This window comes from Micavibrio sp. TMED2 (assembly GCA_002168225.1).
Taxonomy (GTDB): domain Bacteria; phylum Pseudomonadota; class Alphaproteobacteria; order TMED2; family TMED2; genus TMED2.
The window spans coordinates 1-22,156 of record NHBH01000001.1; the positions used below are offsets into that span (position 1 = coordinate 1).

Sequence of the window (22,156 nt, forward strand, 5' to 3'; positions counted from 1 at the left end):
GAAATTAAATACCCAATATGCACCTGTTATGCCCGACCATGTTCCCTGTTATGGGTGGAAAATGTCCCTGTTATGCCCCCCAAAACACCCTAAAACAGGGCCGTTCCGAATTATTCAATGAATACAAGGGCATGACCTCAGAAACCGGGTCAAAAACCCACCCAAATCGCCGTTAAACAGGTCAAAATAAAAAATTTACCCTGTTAACGTGCGCACAAGCCCCAAACTCATCTACCAGCAGACGCGCCAGAGACCGGGCAGCACAAACGGCCACAAGATCGGCTGACCGGATGAGAAACAGCGGTACATGAACAGGTATCAGCCAGAATAAGCACGGCAAAACCGCTGCTTACAGAGCGCCCAGATTTACAAAGACCGTATCTGTGGGTTGATGGCGGTGAGGGAGGGATTCGAACCCTCGATAGAGTTTCCCCTATACACGCGTTCCAGGCGTGCGCCTTAAACCACTCGGCCACCTCACCATGCGCAATCGGTCATCTGCGGGCGCTACTCGCAACAAATGCGCGCCCGTCCGTGCCGAAGCGTGGGGACACTATGCGCGGCGCGTGTTTTTGGCAACCGCGAATTGCAGATTTTATCGGTTGTACCAGCAAACACTTGCAGTTACACCGTGCACCGTCATACCGTACTGCAACATTCTGCATTCCTAATTCGCATCGGGCGCTGGCGAAATGGCGATATTCTTCTTCCTTCTGGGGCTGGTTTTTTTCTTCGCAACCGGAGCGGTGGGCGCATTCGACCTGCTGTACTATCTGGAAACCGACACCATTGATCTGGTCTCGGTATCCCAGCTCTGGCAAATCATGCTCGGTCAGGACAGCCTGCTGGCCGGTATCGACTGGGGACGCACGACACTTGGCGTACGCAGCTGGCGCGATTACGGCGAACCCTTCCTTGGTTCACCGGCCCTGTTCACCCCGCTCGGCCTGATGATCTTTTTCTGGCTGCTGGCCCTGATGTTCAAAAAGCCGAAGATCAAGGTAGAAGAGTTTGAATCACTTGCGACAGGCGGTTCAGGGGGGATGCATCGGAGAGGCGGTGGTCGCCGCTCTTGATCAGCGTGACCTCAACATCCTCACTGTCCACATGATCCATCAGCCGTAAACTGATCGCGTAAGGCACATCGGTATCCCGCATGCCGTGTATCAGCCGGATCGGACAGGTCAGCCGTAACGGTTCGCGTAAGCGCAGGTGCGCGCGCCCATCCACAATCAGCTTTTCGGTGATCAGGTATGGCTCGTCGCTGTAGTCATTGGGCTGCTCGATCCGGCCATCGCGCACCAGCGCCTCACGTTCCGCCTCACTCATCGCGGCATACATCAGGTCCTCGGTAAAATCGGGGGCCGGGGCGATACCGACCAGCGCATGCAGGCGATCGGGGCGCGCCACCGCCACATTGAGCATGACCCAGCCGCCCATCGATGAGCCGACAATGATCTGCGGTCCCTCGGTCAACCGGTCCACCGCATCAATCGCATCCCGGCTCCAGTCCCCAATGCTGCCCTCGGCGAAATCGCCACTCGACAGGCCATGGCCGGTATAGTCGAATCGGAGGTAGGAAAGCCCCTGCGCCCGGCAGAAATCTTCCAGAAACACGGCTTTCGTGCCGGTCATGTCCGAGCGGAACCCGCCCATGAAGATCACGCCCGGCAAGGTTTTGCCGCCGGTTTTGGCCGGATCGGCCGCAAGGGAATGATAGGCAATCCGGCGATTGTCATCCAATTCCAGATAGTTGGGCGCGGAAATGCTGGTCACGGTCGGTATGTCCTTTATGTCAACAGCGGCGCGCAAACCGCCAGCCGCCGAAAATGTATAATTGCACCGCCATCAGCCGCCGGTTCATGGTAAAAACCAATATCAGGCTGAGGTCATCCGGCACTTGGAAATCATTGCCCATGTGTCCTAGCCGATCTCGCAACCGTCATCAAACATCGGCTTCGTTTTCATGCGCCACGCCCGGCAACTCTCCTCTGACAGCAATCAGAAGCCCAAGCGGCCACAGGCAAAGATGCGCCGCCGGCGGCGGCGGGCGCCGGAGATACCGGACCCGTCCGGCAGTGGCCGCCCGGTAGTGCTGCAGGTATTGCCGTCTCTGGCCTCGGGCGGGGTCGAGCGCGGCACGATCGAAGTGGCCAAGGCATTGCGTGCCGCAGGCGGTACGGCAATCGTCGCCTCCGCCGGCGGACCGATGGTCAAGCAGCTGCGCCGTGCCGGGGTCAAGCATGTCACCCTCCCGCTGAAATCGAAGAACCCGATCACCATCTGGCAGAATATCCAGCGGCTGGTGGCGCTGATCGAAAAGCACAATGTCGACATCGTCCATGCCCGCAGCCGGGCACCGGCCTGGAGCGCCTATAAGGCAGCCCAGCAAACCGGCGTGCATTTCCTCACCACCTTCCACGCCGAATACGGCCATGCCTCGGCCCTGAAACGCGCCTATAACGCGGTGATGGCCAAAGGCGATCTGGTGATTGCGGTCTCCGACTATATCGCCGGGCATGTGGCCAATACCTATGAGATCAACCCGCACCGCCTGCGCACCATCCCGCGCGGCGTCGATACCAGTGCCTTCCACCCGGACCGGGTTGGCAGCAAACGGGTCAAGACACTGGTGCAGGACTGGTCGGTTGCCAGCGACATGCCGGTCATTGTGCTGCCCGGCCGGGTCAGCCGGATCAAGGGGCATCACGTACTGATTGATGCCATTGCCCGCCTCGGTCGGGAAGACCTGACCGTGCTGATGGTCGGCGATGCCGAGGACAAGCAGAGCTATGCCAGGGAACTGAACAAACAGATCGAGCGGCTGGGCCTGTCATGGACCATCCGTCTGGTCGGTGCCACCAATGACATGCCGGCGGTTTACAGCCTCGCCGATATCGTGGTCTGCCCGTCACTGGTACCCGAAGGGTTTGGCCGCACGGTGGCCGAGGCCATGGCAATGGGCAAGCCGGTTATTGTCACCGATCTCGGCGCACCACCGGAACTGGTCGCCCATGGCGAGACCGGCTGGGTTGTGCCCGCCAATGACCCGGATGCGCTGGCCGATGCCATCTCCCGCACCCTCGCCCTGCCGGATCATCTGCTCCGGGAAATGGGCCAGCGCGGCATCGCGACAATCCAGAACCGCTACACCAAGGACCATATGTGCAATGCCACCCTGTCGCTCTATGACGAGCTGCTGGTCGCCATGCTCTATGACAGTGACGTGTAGAAGCCATTCGGCTTCATGCTTGGCATTCCGGTGCATTATCGGCTAGTCATTTGCACCCCTTATCCTGTTTGTTTTTACTGCTGATCCATGGCCACGATTGATATTCCCCGCAACCCGCATGGCGACAACCCGTCCGTCGACCCGGCACAACCCGGTGTTCCGCCCGCTGATCCGGCCATGCTGGAAGCACTCGGTCAGGCCAAGCGAATACTGGTGATCAAGCTCGGCGCGCTCGGCGACATGATTATCGCCCTCGGCCCGTTCAAGGCGATCCGGGAGAAGCATCCAGACGCCCATATCACGCTGATGACCACCAGCGCCTATGCCGAAATCGGTCGCCGCTGCGGTCTGTTCGACGAGATACTGATCGACCGCCGCCCGAACTGGCATGAGCTGGGACGCTGGTTGACCCTGCGCAAGGAATTGCGAAACGGCCAGTTCGATATGGTCTATGACCTGCAGAACAACGACCGCACCTCGATCTATTTCCGGCTGTTCTGGCCCAGCCGGACGCCCATGTGGTCGGGCTCGGCCTATAACGCCGTTTTCCCGTTCGAAGACCCGCGCCCGCCGAGCCGCCATGCCTTTGACCGGCACCGCACGCAACTGGCCGGGGTCGGTATCGACACCATTCCCCTGCCCGATGTCAGCTGGATGAATACCGACATCTCGGCCTTTGAGCTGCCGGAGCGCATGGCTCTGCTGGTGCCCGGCAGCGCCCCGCACCGCCCGGAAAAGCGCTGGCCGCAACAGCACTATATCGCGCTCTGTGATCGTCTGCTGAAAGAGGGACTGACCCCGGTTCTGCTCGGCACCACCTCGGAAGGGGTGATCACCAACCAGATCTCCGCCGCCTATCCAGAGGCAATCAACCTGACCGGCAAGACCAGTCTGTTTGACCTCGCCGCCATCGGTCGATTGGCAACCGTGGCTATCGGCAATGATACCGGGCCGATGCACCTGATCGGTGCCGCCGGTGCACCCTCGATCGTGCTGTTCTCCGGCTCCTCGTCACCCTATCTGAGTGCTCCGATCGGCCCATCGGTCACCAGCCTGCAGGAAGGCAATCTGGAGCGCCTCAGCGTCGACAAGGTTTGGAAAGCGGTTATCAGCGTTCTCGACCCCGATGCCGAGGCCGATACACTGGCACCGCTGACGCCATAATCCTCAGTAACGCAGATTGCGGTCGCAATTGCGCGTCGTCGGAATGGATCGTGTAATCGTTTCATCGCCGCAGCGATAGATGCAGATCTTATCCGCAGAGGTAAGGCGGAGACGCTGTAGGCGGCATCGCTCCAGCGGTTCACCGGTTGCCTGACGCTGGATTTCCCCCAGCGTGACACTAATAGAGGGGTTGCAATCATTGGTTCTGGACTGCTCGCGGTCATAGAAGCTGCCATCCTCGCACCGATATGTGCAGGTCCGGCTGCCAACGCTCTTCACGTCACGGATAGCAACACAGGTCACCACCTGATTGCGGTTATACAGATTGGTCCGGGGCGGCACCTGAAACTGCTGCTGCAGATCACCCGGATCACCGCCTCGGAAGCTCTGCTGGGCAAAGGCAGGTTGCGTGGTGAAAACAAACAGAAGCGCCACGAAGAACAGGGCGGCAAGGCGGGTAAGGCGCATAATGATACAGTCCTGAAATGGTGTCCGCCGGAACAGGCAGAACTACAGTCTTCTAATATACTAGGTTGGGTTTTCTGCCCGATTGTCAATTCTGCGGCGCAATACCACAAGAATCTGCAACACAACCATGCACTAGCCCCCTAGCCATACAGGCGCTGGCGCGTTATGTGTCACTGTCGTCCCGGATGGTTGCATTGCCGGACGGGCAACGACCCCTGAACCCAAAGACAGAACTTTAACCGGATTGAGTCCTATGGCCGAGATTGCCGATGTAAAACCCGCCCCCGCTTCCGCAAGCAATGGCGCGATGATCACCCTGACCTTGCCCGATGGGGCAACCCGGGAGATCACATCAGGCACTACCGGCGGTGAGTTTGCGAAATCTATCGCAACCAGCCTCGGCAAGGCGGCACTGGCGATCAAGCTCGATGGCGAAATCCGCGACCTCGATCTGCCGATCACCGACAGCGCCAATGTCGAGATCATCACCCGCAAATCCGATGAAGCACTGGAACTGATCCGCCACGACGCCGCCCATGTGATGGCCGAAGCAGTGCAGGAACTGTTCCCGGGCACCCAGGTCACCATCGGCCCGGCGATCGAGAACGGGTTCTATTACGATTTTGCCCGCAACGAGCCGTTCACCACTGACGACCTGCCCGCCATCGAGGCGAAAATGCGCGAGATCATCAAGCGCAACGCTCCGTTCGAGCGCGAGGTCTGGGACCGCGATGAGGCGATCAAATTCTTCGAGGACAAGGGCGAGGCCTACAAGGCCGAGCTGATCCGCGACCTGCCCGATGCCGAAACCATCACCGTCTATAAACAGGGCGACTGGCTCGACCTGTGCCGTGGCCCGCATATGCGCAGCACCGGCGATATCGGCGAAGGCTTCAAGCTGATGAAGGTTGCCGGTGCCTATTGGCGTGGTGACAGCAACCGCGCCATGCTGACCCGCATTTACGGCACCGCCTGGCGTGACAAGAACGAGCTGACCGAGCACCTGACCATGCTCGAGGAAGCGGAGAAGCGCGACCACCGCAAGCTGGGTCGGGAAATGGACCTGTTCCACCTGCAGGAGGAAGCACAGGGCTCCGTCTTCTGGCATCCGAAGGGCTATCGCATCTATCGCCTGCTGGAGAACTATATCCGCGCCCGTCTGGAGGAAGCGGATTATCAGGAAGTCAAAACCCCACAACTGATCGACCGCGCACTCTGGGAGGCTTCCGGCCACTGGGAGAAATTCCGCGAAAACATGTTTACGGTCGATGACGAGGGCGACCGGGTCATGGCAATCAAGCCGATGAACTGCCCGGCCCATGTGCAGATCTTCAATCAGGGCATCAAGAGCTATCGCGATCTGCCACTGCGTATGGCCGAGTTTGGCTGCTGCCACCGGAACGAGGCCCATGGCGCATTGCACGGGTTGATGCGCGTGCGTCAGATGACCCAGGACGATGCCCATATCTTCTGCCGTGAGGACCAGATTACCTCCGAGAGCGTTGCCTTCTGCAGCCTGCTGGAGAGCGTTTACGAAGATCTCGGCTTTACCGATATCGTGGTCAAGCTGGCAACCCGTCCGGATGTTCGGGCCGGTACCGACGAAACATGGGATCGTGCCGAGCGCGGCCTTGAAGATGCGCTGGTTGCTGCCAACCTTCCTTACGAGATCACGCCGGGTGAAGGCGCGTTCTACGGTCCGAAGCTGGAGTTTCACCTGAAGGATGCCATTGGCCGATCATGGCAATGCGGTACCCTGCAGCTCGATTTCGTGCTGCCGGAGCGCCTCGATGCCAATTACACCGGCGAGGATGGCAACAAGCACCGTCCGGTCATGCTGCACCGGGCCATTCTCGGTACCCTTGAGCGCTTCATCGGCATCATGATCGAGAACTACGCCGGCAAGCTGCCGCTGTGGCTGGCTCCGGTTCAGGTCGTGGTGGCAACCATCACCTCCGAGGGCGATGACTACGCACAGGAAGTCGCAAAGCTGCTCGAAGCACGCGGCCTGCGGGTTGAAACCGATCTGCGCAACGAGAAGATCGGCTACAAGGTCCGTGAACACTCGCTGCAAAAGGTACCGAATATCATTGCCGTCGGTGGCCGTGAAGTCGAGGAGCGTACCGTCGCTCTCCGTCAACTCGGTGAACAGGGCCAGAAGTTCATGAGACTCGATGAGGCGCTTGATGCCCTGACCGAAGCGGCGAAGTCGCCGCTGGAAAAACGGGGCCAATGATTGATTCTGCAACCAGTCGTGGATTGCAGCGTTAAGACTGGTATAATGCGATTTTGAACCTTGCGGGCAAATTGTCCGCAAACTTTGGCTGGTGTATGGGCGGTTTTCCGCGTATGCACTGGCCTTTCAGCCCATTATGGGCAACCGGCCGGAACCGGGTGACAGGCACCCGACCAGACAATTCCGGTCGTACACACGAGTAGAGGAGATACATCCATCCGCCGACCACGTTCAAATGAAGCCCCGGCGCGCCATGACGGCCCGCGGGTCAATGATATGATCGACAATGCCAAGGTCCGTCTGGTTGATGCCGACGGTGAAATGGTTGGTGTCGTCGATATAGAAGAAGCAATGCGCCGCGCTGATGAGGCAGGCATGGATCTGGTCGAGATCGCCGCTCAGGCTGATCCACCGGTCTGTAAGGTGCTTGATTACGGTAAATTCCGTTACGAACAGCAGAAACGCCAGAACGAAGCACGCAAGAAGCAGAAGATCACCGACGTCAAGGAAATCAAGGTTCGCCCGAACATTGACGACCATGATTACGAAGTCAAAATGCGCAATGCCCGCCGATTCATCGACAGCGGCGACAAGGTGAAGGTCACCTTGCGGTTCCGTGGTCGTGAAATGGCGCACCAGGATCTCGGCATTCAGGTGCTGGAGCGTATCCGCGACGATCTGGAAGAAATCGCCAAGGTTGAACAGATGCCCAAAATGGAAGGGCGTCAGGCCATCATGGTTCTGCAACCACGTTAACCTTACCTGCCCCGCAACCGGGGCCTGTAACAGGTGAGGCATGACACCCTGTGCGACAATCGCCCAAACACCGTTCCCAGCGGCAGCGTCACAAAACGCGGGCCGCCGGGAAACACCGCCAGCCATCCGGCAACAAATCCACCCATAACCCGACCTATGCCGATCCGGTCATCGGCACGGTAAGCCATATCGGCGACCGTGGTGACGGCTATGTTGTGGTCGACGCCCATGGGGAAGAGATACGCTGCCATGTGCCGCGCACGCTGCCCGGCGAGGTGGTGGAGTTTGCGGTTGAGACCAGCAACAGCGAGGCCCGCATTGCCAATGCCAAACTGATCCGGGTGATCGAGCCATCGCCCGAACGTGTTCAGGCAGCCTGCCGCCATTTCGAGTTCTGTGGCGGCTGCCAGTTGCAGCATGCAGCCCCGACCGCCATTGCCGAATTCAAGACAGAGCGTGTCCGCCGGGCGCTGATCCAGCAGGATTTGCCGACGGATGTTCTGGCCCCGGCCATAACCGCGTGGGGCGACAATGATCCGGCCCAGCATGGTCGGCGGCGCATGGAATTTGCCATTCAGCACCATGGACAGGATATCAAACTCGGCCTGCATCAGCCGGGCAGCAATCGCCTGATCGATATTGCCGAATGTCCGGTTGCCGCGAGCGCGATCGAGGATGCCCTGCCCGATCTGCGTGAACTGGCTGCGCTTGCGCTTAAGGCTGGTGAGCAGGCCGACTGCCATGTCACGGCAACCAATAACGGCCTCGACATTGTCCTGACCCGCAAGCGTGAGCCGGGTCTTGATGAGCGCCTCGATCTGCCGGAGTTTCTCGAACGCAAGGGCTGGCCACGCCTGTCATGGCGCTCAAGCCACCGAGCACCGCCGGAGACCGTCACCGCCTTCACAACGCCGACAATCACCATCGCCGGTCATCAGGCACCCATGCCCGCCGCCGGGTTCATACAGGCGACCAGCGCCGGACAGGATGCCCTGATCGACGCCGTCATGCGCATCGTTACCGCTACCGGCGAGAACGCCTATTGCCATGATCTGTTCTGTGGTCTCGGCACCTTCACCCTGCCGCTGCTGGCACAGGACCGGAACCGCAAGGTCAGCGCCTGCGATATGGCCGGTGACAGCCTGACCGCCCTGCGGCAGGCCGCTGTTGATTACGGCAGCCGTCTGATGGTTGAGCCGCGCGACCTGTTCCGCAACCCGTTCTATGCCGACGAGCTGAAAGGCACCGATTGCGTGATCTTCGACCCGCCACGCGCCGGGGCCGAGGCACAGGCAGAAGCGCTGGCCGACAGCACGGTGCAGACGGTGATCGCCGTCAGTTGCAATCCCGTCACCTTCGCCCGCGACGCCCGACTGCTGATCGAGGGCGGCTACCACATGACCAGCGTGCAACCGGTGGACCAGTTCCAGTGGTCGGTGGAGACGGAACTGGTTGCCGCTTTCACCCGATGACACCAGATTGATAATAGAAGGCTAATAAAAACAACCCTTTCGCGTGAACCGACACGAATTTGAAACATTTTTAAGGTATCATCTGTTTCCCGAGGCCCTGCCTCACCCACAGTAAGAGTGATTATGATCATTCGGTACTTACAGTCTGTGATCTTGCGCAATGCACCCGATGGCGGTGCGAGCGGTTCCGCCAAACGTGATGATGATGTGCCGGTCGATCTCGACGGCTGGCGGCGCAAGAAGCCCGAAACAATCCCGAACATGTCCGCGATCATTGCTGCCGCCGAGGCCGAGCGCGAGACCAGTTCCCAGCGCACCTCGAAATTCTCCGCCGTGGTCTTTGACCGCCGCAATGGCGACATCCTCTCGGTCGCAAGCAACCAGTTCGCCTCCGGTGTCGAAATGAGCAAGGCGGAAATGGCACAGGATCGCGACCTCAAGGACAAGAGTGTCGCCCATGCCGAGGAGCGAGCGCTGGACGGTTACGCCCGTTCGGTCCTGAAGGGTGAGGCCCCTGCGGTACCGCCGGAACATCTCGGCGTCTATGCCACCAATTTCTGCTGCCCACGCTGTGCCCGGAAAATCTCCGAACAGGGGGTGGGGCTGTTCGTCTCGACCACCAACTCCCTCGACCCGGATGATCCGTCACCGATGTTCGGGCGGTTTGCCAAGAACTGGTCGAGCGACACCATGCTCGGCAAGCGTATCCTCGACAGCCGCAAGCCGGAGATCGGCGGCCCGGTGGAAACCCATCTGCTGACCCTCGACTCCAGCCTCACACAGGCGGCCAAGGGCGAGTTCAAATGGGCCGACCCCACGGTCGATCACTTTGCCCGCGTGCGGGCACAGGCCGAGCTGCAGGCGCTGGGCAAGGGTGGCTATATCCCGCCCGCAGCCGATGCACCGGCGAAAATGGCCCCGGTCGCCAATGACCAGCCCGGCCCGCGTAAGCCCGGGCGGCAGGCATAATCACCATCTGTTTATGAAACGTAAGCTGTAACGCTCAGGGTGCCGGTTGATCGCCGGGCTTGGCTGCCGGTGCGTCGATGTCTGATGCAGGGCCAGCCGCCGGACGACGGTCAGAGCGCCAGCCCCCCAACTTTTTTGCGGCCTGATCAATATCGCTGACCGGCCAGTCGGGACGGGCATCAAGTGCTGCCACGGCCTTATCCAAAAACGGCATGGCGCTTTTGACATCGGGATAGACGTGGAAGTCCTTGCCTTCCTCGAGACCATAGGCCTTGGCTGCCTTGGCGAGGCCATCCCAGACACCATCGGCATTGATGAGCACCAGCGGCACATCCTTGAACACCGGCTCTGCCTTGCGCAGCTGGAGCATGGCGAGGGTTTCCTGCGCCGATCCGGCACCACCGGGCAGCACCATGACGCCCTTCACCGGCTTGCCAGCCTCGGGCATGAACATTTCCTTCATGCGCAGATAGATGTCATCGGTGAGCTTCAACTCGCTCATCGGAATATCGGTGTTGTCAGGATCAAGTTCGCGGTTGTGCTTCCACACCTTGGCAGTCGCAACGCCGAGCACATAGCCGTCAAGATTGCGCGCTGCCGAGGCAACTGCGCCCATCATCGAGACATTGGCACCACCATAGGTAATGCCCCAGCCACGTTGGGCGATGCTGTTGCCAGCCTCCGCCGCCAATGCCAGATCGGCCGGTTTCTTGGTTGAGGCCGAGCAATAGACCGCAATCATGGTATCCGGCCGTTTCTCATCCGACTGGATGGTCGCGAGATCACCGGTATTGGCTGAAGTGTCAGCAGCAGCTTTGGGCGCTTCGGTTACCTTGCCGATCACATCGCGCACCTGATCGATGCCCTTGGCGATGGTGAACACCTCTGCCGGTTTTTCCTTGGCGAGGCCGCGGGCCGAGAGATCCTCGAACAATGCCGCGATCGGATGACGCTTGCCGTCCTCCTCGACAAACACCACCGGCTTGTTCCAATAGGTGTCAGGCTCAATGCGTTTGGCGACCAGCACCGACATGGCAAGCAACGGGTCGGCGTCGGGCATGAACACATAGGCATCGGCTGAGCGCATATAGGGCTCGAGTTCGGTTTCAAACTTGTAGTCTTCCGGGAGATCGCCAATCAGCTTGTGTCGCCGCTCACCGGTCAGTTGTCCGGCGGTGATGGCTTCTGGTTTGGTACCGGAAATCAGGACGTTAGCCATATTGGAATGGTATCACTCTGTTACAGAAGATCAAGGCGCCCGACGTTGACGGGGAGCCTCGACCGGACGGGCCGATGTCCGGCGGTCCGCTTTTGGATCTTTGGGCTGACGGCCATTGGCTGACGGATTACGGGGCCGCAGCGGCGCAATATCGGGACCGCTGGCAAGACGCTTGGCCGTTGGCGGGGTGTCCCCAGCCGGTTTCGCATTATTTGCCGGTGGAATGCCGTCATCAAGCACCTTGTTGAGGTCTTTCTGGTTATCGACGACATTGAAGTGCACGCCTTCCTTATAGCCGTACTCTTCCATCATCTGTTGCAGGCCATGCCAGAAACCGCCCTCGCTGTAGAGCACGACAGGCTTGGCCGCGAGTTCCGGGTCCTGATCGCGCATATGCATGACCGCGAGCATTTCCTGCGCAGTGCCGATACCGCCGGGCAGGACCACCAGCGCATCGGACTCATCGATCATGGTGTGCATACGCTCATAGATGTCTGAGACGATGCGGATATTGTCGATGTCGATCTTGTCCTGATCGGCCTGCACTTCCTTGCCGAAGAACAGCGGGATGGTCACACCGGTCACATAGCCACCGCGATCGTGTACACCGGCGGCAACCTCACCCATCATCGAGACGTTGGAACCGCCGAACACCATGCCATAGCCGTTATCAGCCAGCATCTGACCGGTTTCACGGGCCATGTTGAGATAATGCGGGTTCTTGTTCGAGGCCGAGCAGAACACGGCGACATTACGCTCGGGCCGGGTCTTGCTGGCACCCTCGCGGTTGATGCGATCAACGAGGTCCTTATAGACCGGGTCATCCTCATGACCCTCGACCTTCGGACCGGATGGCACACCGAAGCCGTTATTCAGCTTCTCGGGGATCTCGGCGATGGTCTTGGCAACGGTATAGAACTGCTCTTCCGGCTGGTGGACAAAGCCACGCTCGCGCAGGGTCTGGATCAGTTCGACATAGGGGCTCGGCTTGTCATCGGGTGAATAGATCACCATCGGCTTGCCGCGCACTTCCGGGTTCTGGAACTGGTAGCCGATCAAGAGGGACGTGGTCAGGAGCGGGTCGGAACCGGGGAGGACAACAAAACCGTCAGCCCGTTCAATATGCGGGGCCAGCGCGGTTTTCATATCGTAGTCGTGGGGCAGATCGAGCAGCGGTTTGTGCGAGACACCGCCAAACAGATCCTTTTCCGTTACCCCTTCCGGTACGCGACCGGCGACAATGACATCCTTCATAAATGCTCCGACAACCATAACCGGATCGAACCGCCGGTTACTCAATATCAAGACAGGAATGCGATCTTGTTGTCAGGTACCAGAAGGAGCAGAGACGAAAACGTTTATCGACAACGAATTTGACCAAATGGCGCCTGGCAACAACATTGCTCAGGTCTTTTGTAACACCGGTGTAAGAAAGTTATGGGAAAACTCGATGTCAGAGATATTGCAAACACGTGAAATTTAAGCGGAATGCAGGATTCTTCCTTGCGGCAGGGCATGGCAAAAACCGGTGGAAACACCGGTTATCAAGGCTACTGTCGGGTGCTACAGGGCAGGGTCAGACGAACATCAGGATACTGGCGTCCTGATAGGCCACATTCTCGATCAGGAAACCGCCACCATTGTCGAACTGTACAAGGGTCTCCCCGGTCGGACCGGCGGAGATCAGGCGGAATAGATCAGGCAGGCTGAGACCATTGGTCATGATCACATCTACGCCAAGCTCAAAATCGGCGATGATGTCGATGTCGATACTAGGCATGAACACATCGGCACCGCTGCCACCGATGAGGGTATCGGTCCCCTGCCCACCATGCAGGGTGTCATCGCCATCCCCGGCAAAGAGCGCGTCATTCTCCTTGTTGCCGAACAGGAAATCATCCTCACTGCCGCCGAACAGCACGTCGCTGCCCTGCCCGCCGAAGATGGTGTCATCCTGCTGACCACCGAACAGCTGGTCATTGCCGGCATTGCCGTAAATCATGTCCTCACGGGTGTTGCCATAGATGATATCGGCACCGCCACCGCCGAAGATGGTATCCGACCCGGCACCGCCCTCGATGAAATCGCTGCCTTCGGTTCCCTCAATCCGGTCATCAAGGGTTTCAACCGCCCCATCCCGGACACTGAAGCGCCAGACGCCCAGCTCACCGAAATTGCCGGGATCGCTGTCGAGGTTCAGCAGGTTTTCCTGATTGCCCGAGGCGACCAGCTCCAGAAACCCGTCTGGTCGACCGGTGGCATAGCCCGCACGGGCAAGGGTACCACCAAGACCATCAACACCACCGGAGGCATCGCCCGTGGTCCAGTTGATCGCCTCATAGCGGAACTCGAAATCGAAGTTCTGGCCACCCTTGGCGTCGATGATCAGCTGGAAGGCATTCACCTTCCCGCTGTTGTTGAAGAAATAGCCAACATCGTCCCAGGTAACGATGAACCGGGTGCCGGGCACATCGTAATCGAACCAGATCTGGTTGCTGCCGGTCGAGGTGCCGCCGGGTGACGCTGCGACCGTACCCGGACCACGATCCGTAATGCCGGCGGCCAGTCGCGTATCCACATCGGCGAAGAACGGCGTGATTTCGGGATTGGCCAGATTGTCGCCGAGCGGTTCCGGCGTGTAGTCCGGGCGCGGCTCCTGAAAGGTCACCGAGCCATTGGCGTTCACAAACAGGCTGTAATAGAGCGTGTTGTTGTATTTCAGCCCGTTCGGCGCGATCGGGGTAAGATCGATTGCCATGCTGGACCGGTCATCCACACGCCCCAGAGTGCCATATCCGAAACCGGCGACGCCGCCGAGACCATTGATAAGGTTTGCCATAGAAGTGACTGCTGTGACCTGACTGCGGAAAATCATATGCGGGCACCAAAGGGCACCCGACCAATGACGTCAGGGTAGCAAGGCCGAAACCGGCAAAGCCAGTGACCAGACCGCCAGACCATCCACAGGCAGCGAGCAGTCAGCCACGTCCGGGAACCCTATTCGCCCTGCTGGCGAATAGCCGTGACCTCGATTTCTATTTTCATTCTAGGGTCTTGCAGCCCGGCGACGAACATTGTGGCCGCCGGAAGCGCCTTGCCAAAATACCGGCCAAGCACCGGCCAGCAGGCTTCAAAATCTGCAGCGTCGGGCAGAATATAGCGGACACGAACCACATCATCCATGCTCGAACCCGCTTCCCGCAGGGCCGATTCGATGTTCCGGCAGGTCTGTTCGCACTGTCCGGCGGCATCTGCGACAATGGTCATGGCGCTGTAATCGAAGCCGGTTGTGCCGGAGACAAATATCCAGTCGCCCTCAACCACCGCACGGGAATAGCCGATCTGCGTCTCGAATGTGGAGCCGGAGGAAATACGGCGGCGGGCAGGTTTGGCAGCGTTAGTCATTTGCGTTCCCTTCAGGACAATGTCAGACATGGTGAAACAGTCTCATAGACCATCAACCGCATATCGACCGCCTGATTTCTTTACCAGATGCCCGACCATATCCTGCTGCTGACCGGTAATCGCGAGGCACCCTTCTTCACCGAGTTTCTGACCAGCCGCAATCCCGGCCTGACGGTCAGCCATGCCCTGACCCTTGGCGATGCGGAACGGGCGCTGGACGGGCGGGAACAGGAGACCCGGATCATTGCTTTCCTGACCGACATTATCGTGCCGGCCCGGATACTCGATCGGCTCGGCCCCGCGCCCTATAATATCCATCCCGGCCCGCCAGAATATCCCGGCTCCTACCCCGAAAGCTTCGCGATCTGGGATGAAGCCGGGGAATACGGCATTACCGCCCATGAAATGGCCGCCAGCGTCGATACCGGCACCATTGTTGCCGTCTCGCGCTTTGCCCTGCCGGATATGCCCGATCTCTACAATGTCGGCGACCTGATCTACAGCAAGGCGGTAGAGGTCTTCGCCACCGTCGCCGCCCATTGCGCCACGTCCGACGCGCCCATGCCACCGGCAGGCGTTGACTGGCATCAGCGGCGCTATACCAAGGCGGATTTCAGGGAGCTGTGCCGATCAGGCAGCCAGCATCAGGGCACGGCTCTGGACAGGCTGAAACGCGCCTGTGGCAAGGATTTTATAGAACCGTAGTATCGCCTCAGCGATTGGCGTTCTCGACCGTTGTATGGCGCGCACGAACACAACGCTCGATGGCTGCCGCGGACAGGCGGCCAAGCTCCAGCTCAATCCGGATCAGTTCGAGCAGACGGTTTTCCTCATTGGTCAGCGGACCGTCCATGGCCGCAATCTCGCAGGCAAGCGCATAGGCCGTCTCACGGAAACGCCATGGGTTCAGCGCAGCCTTGGCAAGGCCCAGAACCGTATCGAGGCCGCTCTCCTCCTGCAGCAGGTCGACACATTCATTGGCGATCTGCGCGATCTTGTCGGTATCGAAATCGGCAAAAACCGGCAGCAGGCGGATGCTCTCTCCGATGGCCGACAATTCACGGTCACTCATATCGCCATCGGCTGCCGATGTGACAACCATGATAAAGATGAGCGCGCGGTGGATACCGATTGTTGAGCTGTCTGACATTGGGGAAACGGTCCTGAACAATGATAAAGGCGGGATAAAACCAAACTGGACAAAGCAGCCGGACGCGAATGGTCATAGCACGCTTTAACAACAGATATGAGCCGTAATGACCGGTTTCAATCAGCAAATCATGATTCATGCTGCAAAACCGACACCTTGCGAGCTATCGAGGCAAGTTCATATGAGCACATATGCTCTTGACCGGATGGCCCGCGGCGACGTAACCCCTTCGCATCATGGATGTAGTCGTCAACGTTGTCGCCCCGGTCTTCGCCATTATCATTGCCGGATGGATTGCCGCCCGTGCCGGTCTGCTTGGCCGCGACGGCAGTACGGCATTGAACCAGTTTGTCTATTGGTTTTCCCTGCCGCCGGTGCTGTTCCTCGGCCTTGCCCGTGCACCGCTCAGCGATATTTTCAACGGACCGTTTCTGGCCGCCTTTCTCGGCGGGCTATTCCTGACCTATCTGGTGACGCTGGCGATCGGCTGGGTCGTCTGGCCCCGCACCACCAAACCGGACTTGCCCGGCACCACCGGCCAGAACGCCAGCATGATGGCGCTCAATGCCAGCTTCTCCAACACCGGCTATATGGGCATTCCGCTGTTCATCGCGCTGGTCGGCAACAGCAACCTTGCACCGGTAATCATCGCCACAGTGATCATGAGCGCGGTGATGGTCGCAGTGGCCATCATCATGCTCGAAGCACTGGGCAAGAGCGATCATTCCAAGCTCAAGGTCGCCCTCGGCATCGGCAAGTCGCTGATCAAAAACCCGCTGATCATGTCTTCGGTCGCCGGTCTGATTGCCGCCTTTATCAAGCTGCCGATACCGGACCCGATCCAGCGGTTCGGTGACCTGATGGGGGCTGCTGCCGGTCCCTGCGCCCTGTTTGCCATCGGCCTGTTTCTCGCCGGTCAGAACCTGAAGGAAGGGCTCGGCAATGCCTTCTGGGTTTCGGTCATGAAACTGGCGCTGCAACCGATCGTGACACTGGTGCTGATCGATTGCTTCTTCCCCATGGACCCCTATTGGCGGGCCTCGGCGCTGGTGCTCGCCGCCTTACCCACAGGGGCGCTCACCTTCGTGGTTGCCCAGCGTTATCAGATACATGTGGGCGAAACATCGACCGCAATCCTTGTGTCCACGGTGCTATCAATCATGACTCTTTCGGGAATTTTGATAGCTTTGGCTCCCGTCTTTCAAAAAGCGGTGGCAGGGTGACGCTCAACAAGGCGGCCCCAACGCGGGTCGCCACGATAAAAAGAACCAAGAAATAAACAGAGACTTGGTTTTGCGTTTATCCCTCCCCCGGGCCGCCCCGATTTAAGCGGCAGCCCCGTCGATGGCGCAGAACCGGTATAACAACAGTCAAGGAGACCCAAACGATGGCTTCCATGCCAGCCGTAGCAGTCGACGCGTCGCCGGATCAGTTCACGATGTTCGGAATGGACATCGACAGCAGCAGTGCGAACACGCGCACCACGACCACTCATATCAATGTAAACGACAATGTCCGGGATCAGGACCTTGTCGAAGCCCGTATCGCCGCCCTCGGTTATCTCTGCGATACCCGCACGCTGGTCGGCAACAACGGCCACGACACCTATTATCTGGTTGGCGATGCCAGCCACCGGCTTGTCTGGTCCCGCTGGGAGCAGGGCGAGCAGGGCAATGTCCTGTCCGTCGAGCGCCATGACGGCACCGACTGGCGCATCATGTGGCACGGCTCGATTGCCGGCTTCCTGTGCGACGGTCCCGATGTTGACAGCGTCAGCCCGGTCAAGCACACGGTACGCCAACTCGGCCTCATGCTGACCCGCTTGAAACAGTCCCGTGCGGATACCTTCTGCCACTGGGATGGCAACAGCGAACAGGCACCGGCACAGAACATGGTGCTGCGCGTCTCATCACTCGATCCGACTCTTGATGGCCGGAAGTTGCGGGTCAACCGCACGACCCAGCGCTGTCACCTTCTGGAAGACGGAAACTTTGTAAACGGCGTTTCACTGTCAGAATTGTTTGCCAATAAAATTGACGAAAATGCCGAAAAATATTTCAAAAGTTTCTTAAAAACACCATCTCGCGCATCAAGTGGTAAAACTATCGCAACAGTGTGGAAAAGTTTACGAGATGCTGTCGCAACTTTCTTGACGAACCGCTAATAAAACGCTGTCTCACATGGGACGCAATGAAACCGTCACACTAAAAAATTAACAAGCGGCAACCTTCTCCCCAACCGCTATTTGCAACTCCCGAAAGGGATGAAGGGAAGGTAATGACGCGCACTATCAGAAACAGAGAACAATGCAAACTCTCCCGAACTACTTTCACGCTCCCCAGCGGCGCATGCCCGAACCTGCACGCCCGTATAATCGTCGCTCTGACCGGAACACCCAACCGCGGCAAATGATGAACCTAGCACGCCCCCTCGAATCCACGACCAACGAAACCGGACAGTTCATGTCCGCACTCGCTGGTTTCCTCCGCCGTCAAGGCTATCTGCCCGGTACCGAGAACGGTTACCAGCCAGCCAATGACAGCGCCGTAACCTTCTATCGCCTCGGTGGTGACGATACCCGTCTGACCCTCCGGCGTGATCTAGAGCCATGGACCATCACCGTCCAGCGCCGCAGCGAAGCCGGTACCTGGCAACAGGTCGGCGAGCCACAGCCGGTTCGCGAATTTGTCGTCGAAATGCAAACCGCAGCAAACGATGCCCGCAACAACGGCGAAGCCGAAGACATGTGGGCACAGTTCGGCAGCGCGCTGAACGACGCCCTGCGCAAGTCCTATGGCTGGGTTGCCCGCCTTGATCTGTCCGGCGACGATGCCGATCATCAGACCATGGTTATCGGCAGCCAGACCACCGGTATGCAGTGCCGTCTCATCATCGCCATCGGCGGTGACAATGCCGGTGAAGCAACGATGGAAATGCTGAGCCATGGCGAGCCTTCAGAATGGCTGCCACTGGACAAGACCCGCATTGCCAGCCTGCTGCGCCAGAAAGATACCGCAACCGCTGTTGCGCAGTTCCTGCGCCTCAACTGATTGCCTTAACGGTTTCATTAAAAATCACGGGTCGTGACTTCGGTTGCGGCCCGTTTTTTTATGCCCGGTTATTGGCATTGCTACCGGAAGTGTTCGCAACAGCCTTGCCAGTCCCCAGAAATTCCCGCACTCCGGCAATGGCATCGGCAAGACCGCTGCGGACCGGCTCCACCCCTTCCGGGAAGGCATTGAGCAGGCGGGATGGAAAGGCACTGTCGAGCATGACAAAGACACCGCGATCATCGGCCCGGCGCACCAGCCGCCCGAACGCCTGCCGCAACCGCAGGCGGATCAACTCGTCATCATAGGCCTGTCCGCCGAACCGCTGTCGTCGTGCCCGATGGATCAGGCTTGGTCTTGGCCATGGCACACGGTCGAACACCACCAGCCGCAGGGCATCGCCGGGCACATCGACCCCATCGCGAATGGCATCGGTACCGAGCAGGCAGGCATCGCGCTCACCCCGGAAAATATCCACCAGCGTCGCCGGGTCCAGCCCGTCGGCATGTTGCGCATAAAGCGGCAGTCCCGCTGCCTCCATTGCCGGGGCCAGCGTCTGATGCACCGCCCGCAGCCGCTGGATCGCGGTGAACAGGCCGAGCGCACCACCGCCCGATGCCTCGAACAGGGCGCGGTAGCCGGTTGCCACCTGTGCCATGTCATTCTTGTTTACATCGGTGATGATATAGACGCGGGTATTCTCCGGGTAATTGAACGGTGAGCGCACCTGCGCCCTGACCGGCTCACCGGGCAGATGATTGACCCCACTGACCCGTGCAGCACTGGCCCAGCGGCTATCCGCCTCATCATCGCTTTCCTGCGCATCCTTCGGCGGTCTGGCACCCGGATCGGTCAACGTGGCCGAGGTCACCACCACACCGTGAGTGTTCGCAAGCACTGCCTCGGCCATCGGCTCGGTCGGATCGACCCAGTGCCGGTGATAGCCGATATCCACGTCATTGCCATCACGGCGGGTTACGGCAAACCAGTCGACGAACTTCTCCTCGGCCATTGAGGCTTCAAGGGCGGTATCGCCACTCGCGGTGTTGTCATTGCTGATCCGTGCTGCCGCTTCGGCCAGATCGATCAGGGTCATCAGCCCCATGCGCCACGGACGATAGGTCTGTTCCACCCGGCGCTGGATACTGCGCGCCAATGCCTCGGCCCGCTGGCGGGTGTCGCTGTCCCAATCCTCGGCGCGCTCATCAAGCAGGCGCGACAACCGCCGCTTGATCGTATTCAGCGGATCAACCAGCCGTCCGAGTGACGCGGCAAAGCCCCGTGCCTGTTCGATCACCACTGGCTCCATCGGCAAGGGTGCAGCCTCAAGGTCGTAATGGCTGTCATTGCCACCGGCATGGCGATAGACATGCTCACGCAGGGTGGCGAAGAACTGCTCACCGGCACCTTTCGGCCCACCATCGCTGAGGCGCTTCTGCCAACCCTGACTGGGCAGGGCACGGGCAGCCTGCTGCGCATCTTCGAGAGCGGCCAGCCCTTCCTCATCCCCGGCGAGCAGATCCTCGACCCGCTTGGCAAGTCCACGCGCCCGGCTGCCGCGCCCGGTTTCTGCCCCGAGCAGCCAGCGCCGCTGTTCGCTCGCTTCCTGTGCGGTCAGGGCAATACCGAAGGCACTGTCGGCAGCATCGAACAGGTGATGGCCTTCATCAAAAACCAGATGGGTTGGTCCGGCATCGCTCGCCTCCGCCGCCGCTGTAGCGGCGTGATAGAGCACCAGCGCATGATTGGCGACCACCAGCCGCGCATGTTTCGCCGCCCGTGTGTTGCGTTCGATGAAACAGCGCCGGTAGTGCTGACAGGCGGCATAGATGCACTCACCGCGCCGGTCGGCCAGCCCCTGCGTGCGTCCGCGCCCGGCGAGGTCTGCGAGCCAGCCCGGCAGATCACCGGCAATGATCGCCCCATCCCGGCTGGCCGCCGCCCAACGGGTCAGCAGGCCGAGTGGCACGGCATTTCGCGGGGTGGTGGCAATCCGCTGGATCGCTTCCTCGAAATTGAGCAGACAGAGAAAATTCTCCCGCCCCTTGCGCACCACCACACTCTCGGGCGGCACCACACTATCCAGCCGGGTCAGCTCATCATCGATCTGACGTTGCAGGTTACGGGTATAAGTCGCGATCCAGACCGGCCCGTCATTGATCTCCGACCACAGGCTGGCGGGGGCGAGATAACCGAGCGTCTTGCCAACCCCGGTCCCGGCCTCGGCGAGGATCATGTTCGGTCGTCCCTCGGCCTCACGCGGGCGAAAGGCGGCAGCGGCGGCACTGGCGTAATCCGCCTGCTGCGGTCTGGCTTCCCGCTCCCCGCCACGTGCGGCCAGCAACCGGTCGAGCTGGGTACGGGCAGCAGGCGGGTCCACCGGTTCCTGTCCCGGTGGTGGCGGTGGCGACAGGTCTTCCCATTCCGGGGCCTTCTGCCAGACCGCAAAGGCACGATAGAGCGTCGGCCCGTCCGGCGGTGCGGTCATCTCCAGATGGTCGAGGATCAGCTTGCCCCACGGCCAACCGCCCTCGGCCATGGCAAAGGCAATCGCAGCGGCATCCTCACGGTCGGCGCGCAAGGGTGCGGCCAGCTCATCAATCAGGCTGGCAGCAATCTCTGGCATCGCGGCCAGTTGCGCCGGTACCGATTGCGGGTCGTCGAGCACAATGTCCGCCGCCGCCGCCAGCCCCTTCACCGTCGGCAGACAGAATTGCGCCGGGCGAATGAAGGCAAACAGCTCAAGCAGATCATAACCCTCCACCGCCTGTATGTTCAGGCGGCGGGCCATCGCCTTGTGGTGGCAGAGCAGATGCGGTGCCTTGGCCAGCCGCTGCCGGGCCTGTGGCACCGGCATGGTGGCGATCCTGCCGTCGGGTTCCCGTACCCAGGCATCACGCGCGCCAAGCATGATCGCAGGCAGGGCAGCCAGCGCTGTCATCAGCGAACTATCCGCAAGCGAATTGTCTGTTGTGAGCTGCCCCATGGACGAAACACCAAACGAAGAGTAAATACAGCGCTAGCCTTAAGGCCCG

General features: G+C 59.8%; 19 protein-coding genes and 1 tRNA gene. 11 read left to right on the forward strand and 9 right to left on the reverse strand.

The window, feature by feature from the left end:
- Nucleotides 1-392: 392 nt before the first annotated feature.
- Nucleotides 393-482 (reverse strand) — tRNA-Ser (locus CBB62_00005).
- 210 nt (nt 483-692) lie between these two features.
- Between CBB62_00005 and CBB62_00010 the strand changes: the two genes are divergently transcribed.
- Nucleotides 693-1,076 (forward strand): hypothetical protein, encoded by a 384-nt coding sequence (locus CBB62_00010; GenBank protein OUT40799.1) that lies wholly within the window; start codon nt 693-695, stop codon nt 1,074-1,076.
- Here CBB62_00010 and CBB62_00015 read toward each other — a convergent pair.
- Nucleotides 997-1,767, reverse strand: coding sequence for an alpha/beta hydrolase (locus tag CBB62_00015; GenBank protein OUT42553.1), 771 nt, complete (start codon nt 1,765-1,767; stop codon nt 997-999). The genes CBB62_00010 and CBB62_00015 overlap by 80 nt on opposite strands.
- 199 nt (nt 1,768-1,966) lie before the next feature.
- Here CBB62_00015 and CBB62_00020 point away from each other — a divergent pair, with 199 nt between their 5' ends.
- Nucleotides 1,967-3,232: a hypothetical protein gene (locus CBB62_00020; GenBank protein OUT40800.1), complete on the forward strand. Its 1,266-nt coding sequence runs from the start codon at nt 1,967-1,969 to the stop codon at nt 3,230-3,232.
- Between the two features lie 87 nt (nt 3,233-3,319).
- Nucleotides 3,320-4,396, forward strand: a complete 1,077-nt coding sequence (locus tag CBB62_00025) for a hypothetical protein (protein ID OUT40801.1) — start codon at nt 3,320-3,322, stop codon at nt 4,394-4,396.
- 3 nt (nt 4,397-4,399) lie between these two features.
- On the opposite strand, the gene CBB62_00030 is transcribed toward CBB62_00025, so the two are convergent.
- Nucleotides 4,400-4,864 (reverse strand): hypothetical protein, encoded by a 465-nt coding sequence (locus CBB62_00030; protein OUT40802.1) that lies wholly within the window; start codon nt 4,862-4,864, stop codon nt 4,400-4,402.
- 307 nt (nt 4,865-5,171) lie between these two features.
- On the opposite strand from CBB62_00030, the gene CBB62_00035 reads away from it, so the two are divergent.
- The 4 genes from CBB62_00035 to CBB62_00050 all read left to right on the forward strand — a co-directional run bounded on the left by CBB62_00035 (nt 5,172) and on the right by CBB62_00050 (nt 10,297).
- The gene (locus CBB62_00035; GenBank protein ID OUT42554.1) at nt 5,172-7,100 is read left to right on the forward strand and encodes a threonine--tRNA ligase; all 1,929 of its coding nucleotides are present in this window, start codon (nt 5,172-5,174) and stop codon (nt 7,098-7,100) included.
- A 216-nt stretch (nt 7,101-7,316) separates the two neighbouring features.
- Nucleotides 7,317-7,856 (forward strand): translation initiation factor IF-3, encoded by a 540-nt coding sequence (locus tag CBB62_00040; protein ID OUT40803.1) that lies wholly within the window; start codon nt 7,317-7,319, stop codon nt 7,854-7,856.
- A gap of 50 nt (nt 7,857-7,906) precedes the next feature.
- The gene (locus CBB62_00045) at nt 7,907-9,328 is read left to right on the forward strand and encodes a hypothetical protein (protein OUT40804.1); all 1,422 of its coding nucleotides are present in this window, start codon (nt 7,907-7,909) and stop codon (nt 9,326-9,328) included.
- Between the two features lie 123 nt (nt 9,329-9,451).
- Nucleotides 9,452-10,297, forward strand: coding sequence for a hypothetical protein (locus CBB62_00050; GenBank protein ID OUT40805.1), 846 nt, complete (start codon nt 9,452-9,454; stop codon nt 10,295-10,297).
- 34 nt (nt 10,298-10,331) lie between these two features.
- Here CBB62_00050 and CBB62_00055 read toward each other — a convergent pair whose 3' ends face one another.
- From CBB62_00055 to CBB62_00070, 4 genes are all read right to left on the reverse strand, one after another.
- Nucleotides 10,332-11,516 carry a hypothetical protein gene (locus tag CBB62_00055; protein ID OUT40806.1) on the reverse strand — a complete coding sequence of 395 codons (1,185 nt, stop codon included), beginning with the start codon at nt 11,514-11,516 and terminating at the stop codon, nt 10,332-10,334.
- 30 nt (nt 11,517-11,546) lie between these two features.
- Nucleotides 11,547-12,788 carry a Rossman fold protein, TIGR00730 family gene (locus CBB62_00060; GenBank protein OUT40807.1) on the reverse strand — a complete coding sequence of 414 codons (1,242 nt, stop codon included), beginning with the start codon at nt 12,786-12,788 and terminating at the stop codon, nt 11,547-11,549.
- A 304-nt stretch (nt 12,789-13,092) separates the two neighbouring features.
- On the reverse strand, nt 13,093-14,391 hold the full coding sequence (locus CBB62_00065) for a hypothetical protein (protein OUT40808.1): 1,299 nt from the start codon (nt 14,389-14,391) through the stop codon (nt 13,093-13,095).
- 122 nt (nt 14,392-14,513) lie between these two features.
- Entirely contained in the window at nt 14,514-14,921 is a 408-nt protein-coding gene (locus CBB62_00070) for a hypothetical protein (protein OUT42555.1), read from the reverse strand.
- 87 nt (nt 14,922-15,008) lie between these two features.
- Between CBB62_00070 and CBB62_00075 the strand changes: the two genes are divergently transcribed.
- On the forward strand, nt 15,009-15,626 hold the full coding sequence (locus CBB62_00075) for a hypothetical protein (GenBank protein ID OUT40809.1): 618 nt from the start codon (nt 15,009-15,011) through the stop codon (nt 15,624-15,626).
- A gap of 7 nt (nt 15,627-15,633) precedes the next feature.
- Here CBB62_00075 and CBB62_00080 read toward each other — a convergent pair whose 3' ends face one another.
- Nucleotides 15,634-16,071, reverse strand: a complete 438-nt coding sequence (locus tag CBB62_00080) for a hypothetical protein (GenBank protein OUT40810.1) — start codon at nt 16,069-16,071, stop codon at nt 15,634-15,636.
- A gap of 236 nt (nt 16,072-16,307) precedes the next feature.
- On the opposite strand from CBB62_00080, the gene CBB62_00085 reads away from it, so the two are divergent.
- From CBB62_00085 to CBB62_00095, 3 genes are all read left to right on the forward strand, one after another.
- On the forward strand, nt 16,308-17,294 hold the full coding sequence (locus CBB62_00085) for a transporter (GenBank protein ID OUT40811.1): 987 nt from the start codon (nt 16,308-16,310) through the stop codon (nt 17,292-17,294).
- Between the two features lie 164 nt (nt 17,295-17,458).
- Nucleotides 17,459-18,235 (forward strand): hypothetical protein, encoded by a 777-nt coding sequence (locus CBB62_00090; protein ID OUT40812.1) that lies wholly within the window; start codon nt 17,459-17,461, stop codon nt 18,233-18,235.
- Nucleotides 18,236-18,479: 244 nt separating this feature from the next.
- Nucleotides 18,480-19,121, forward strand: coding sequence for a hypothetical protein (locus CBB62_00095; GenBank protein OUT40813.1), 642 nt, complete (start codon nt 18,480-18,482; stop codon nt 19,119-19,121).
- 58 nt (nt 19,122-19,179) lie between these two features.
- On the opposite strand, the gene CBB62_00100 is transcribed toward CBB62_00095, so the two are convergent.
- Nucleotides 19,180-22,062 carry a hypothetical protein gene (locus tag CBB62_00100; protein OUT40814.1) on the reverse strand — a complete coding sequence of 961 codons (2,883 nt, stop codon included), beginning with the start codon at nt 22,060-22,062 and terminating at the stop codon, nt 19,180-19,182.
- Nucleotides 22,063-22,156 lie beyond the last annotated feature (94 nt).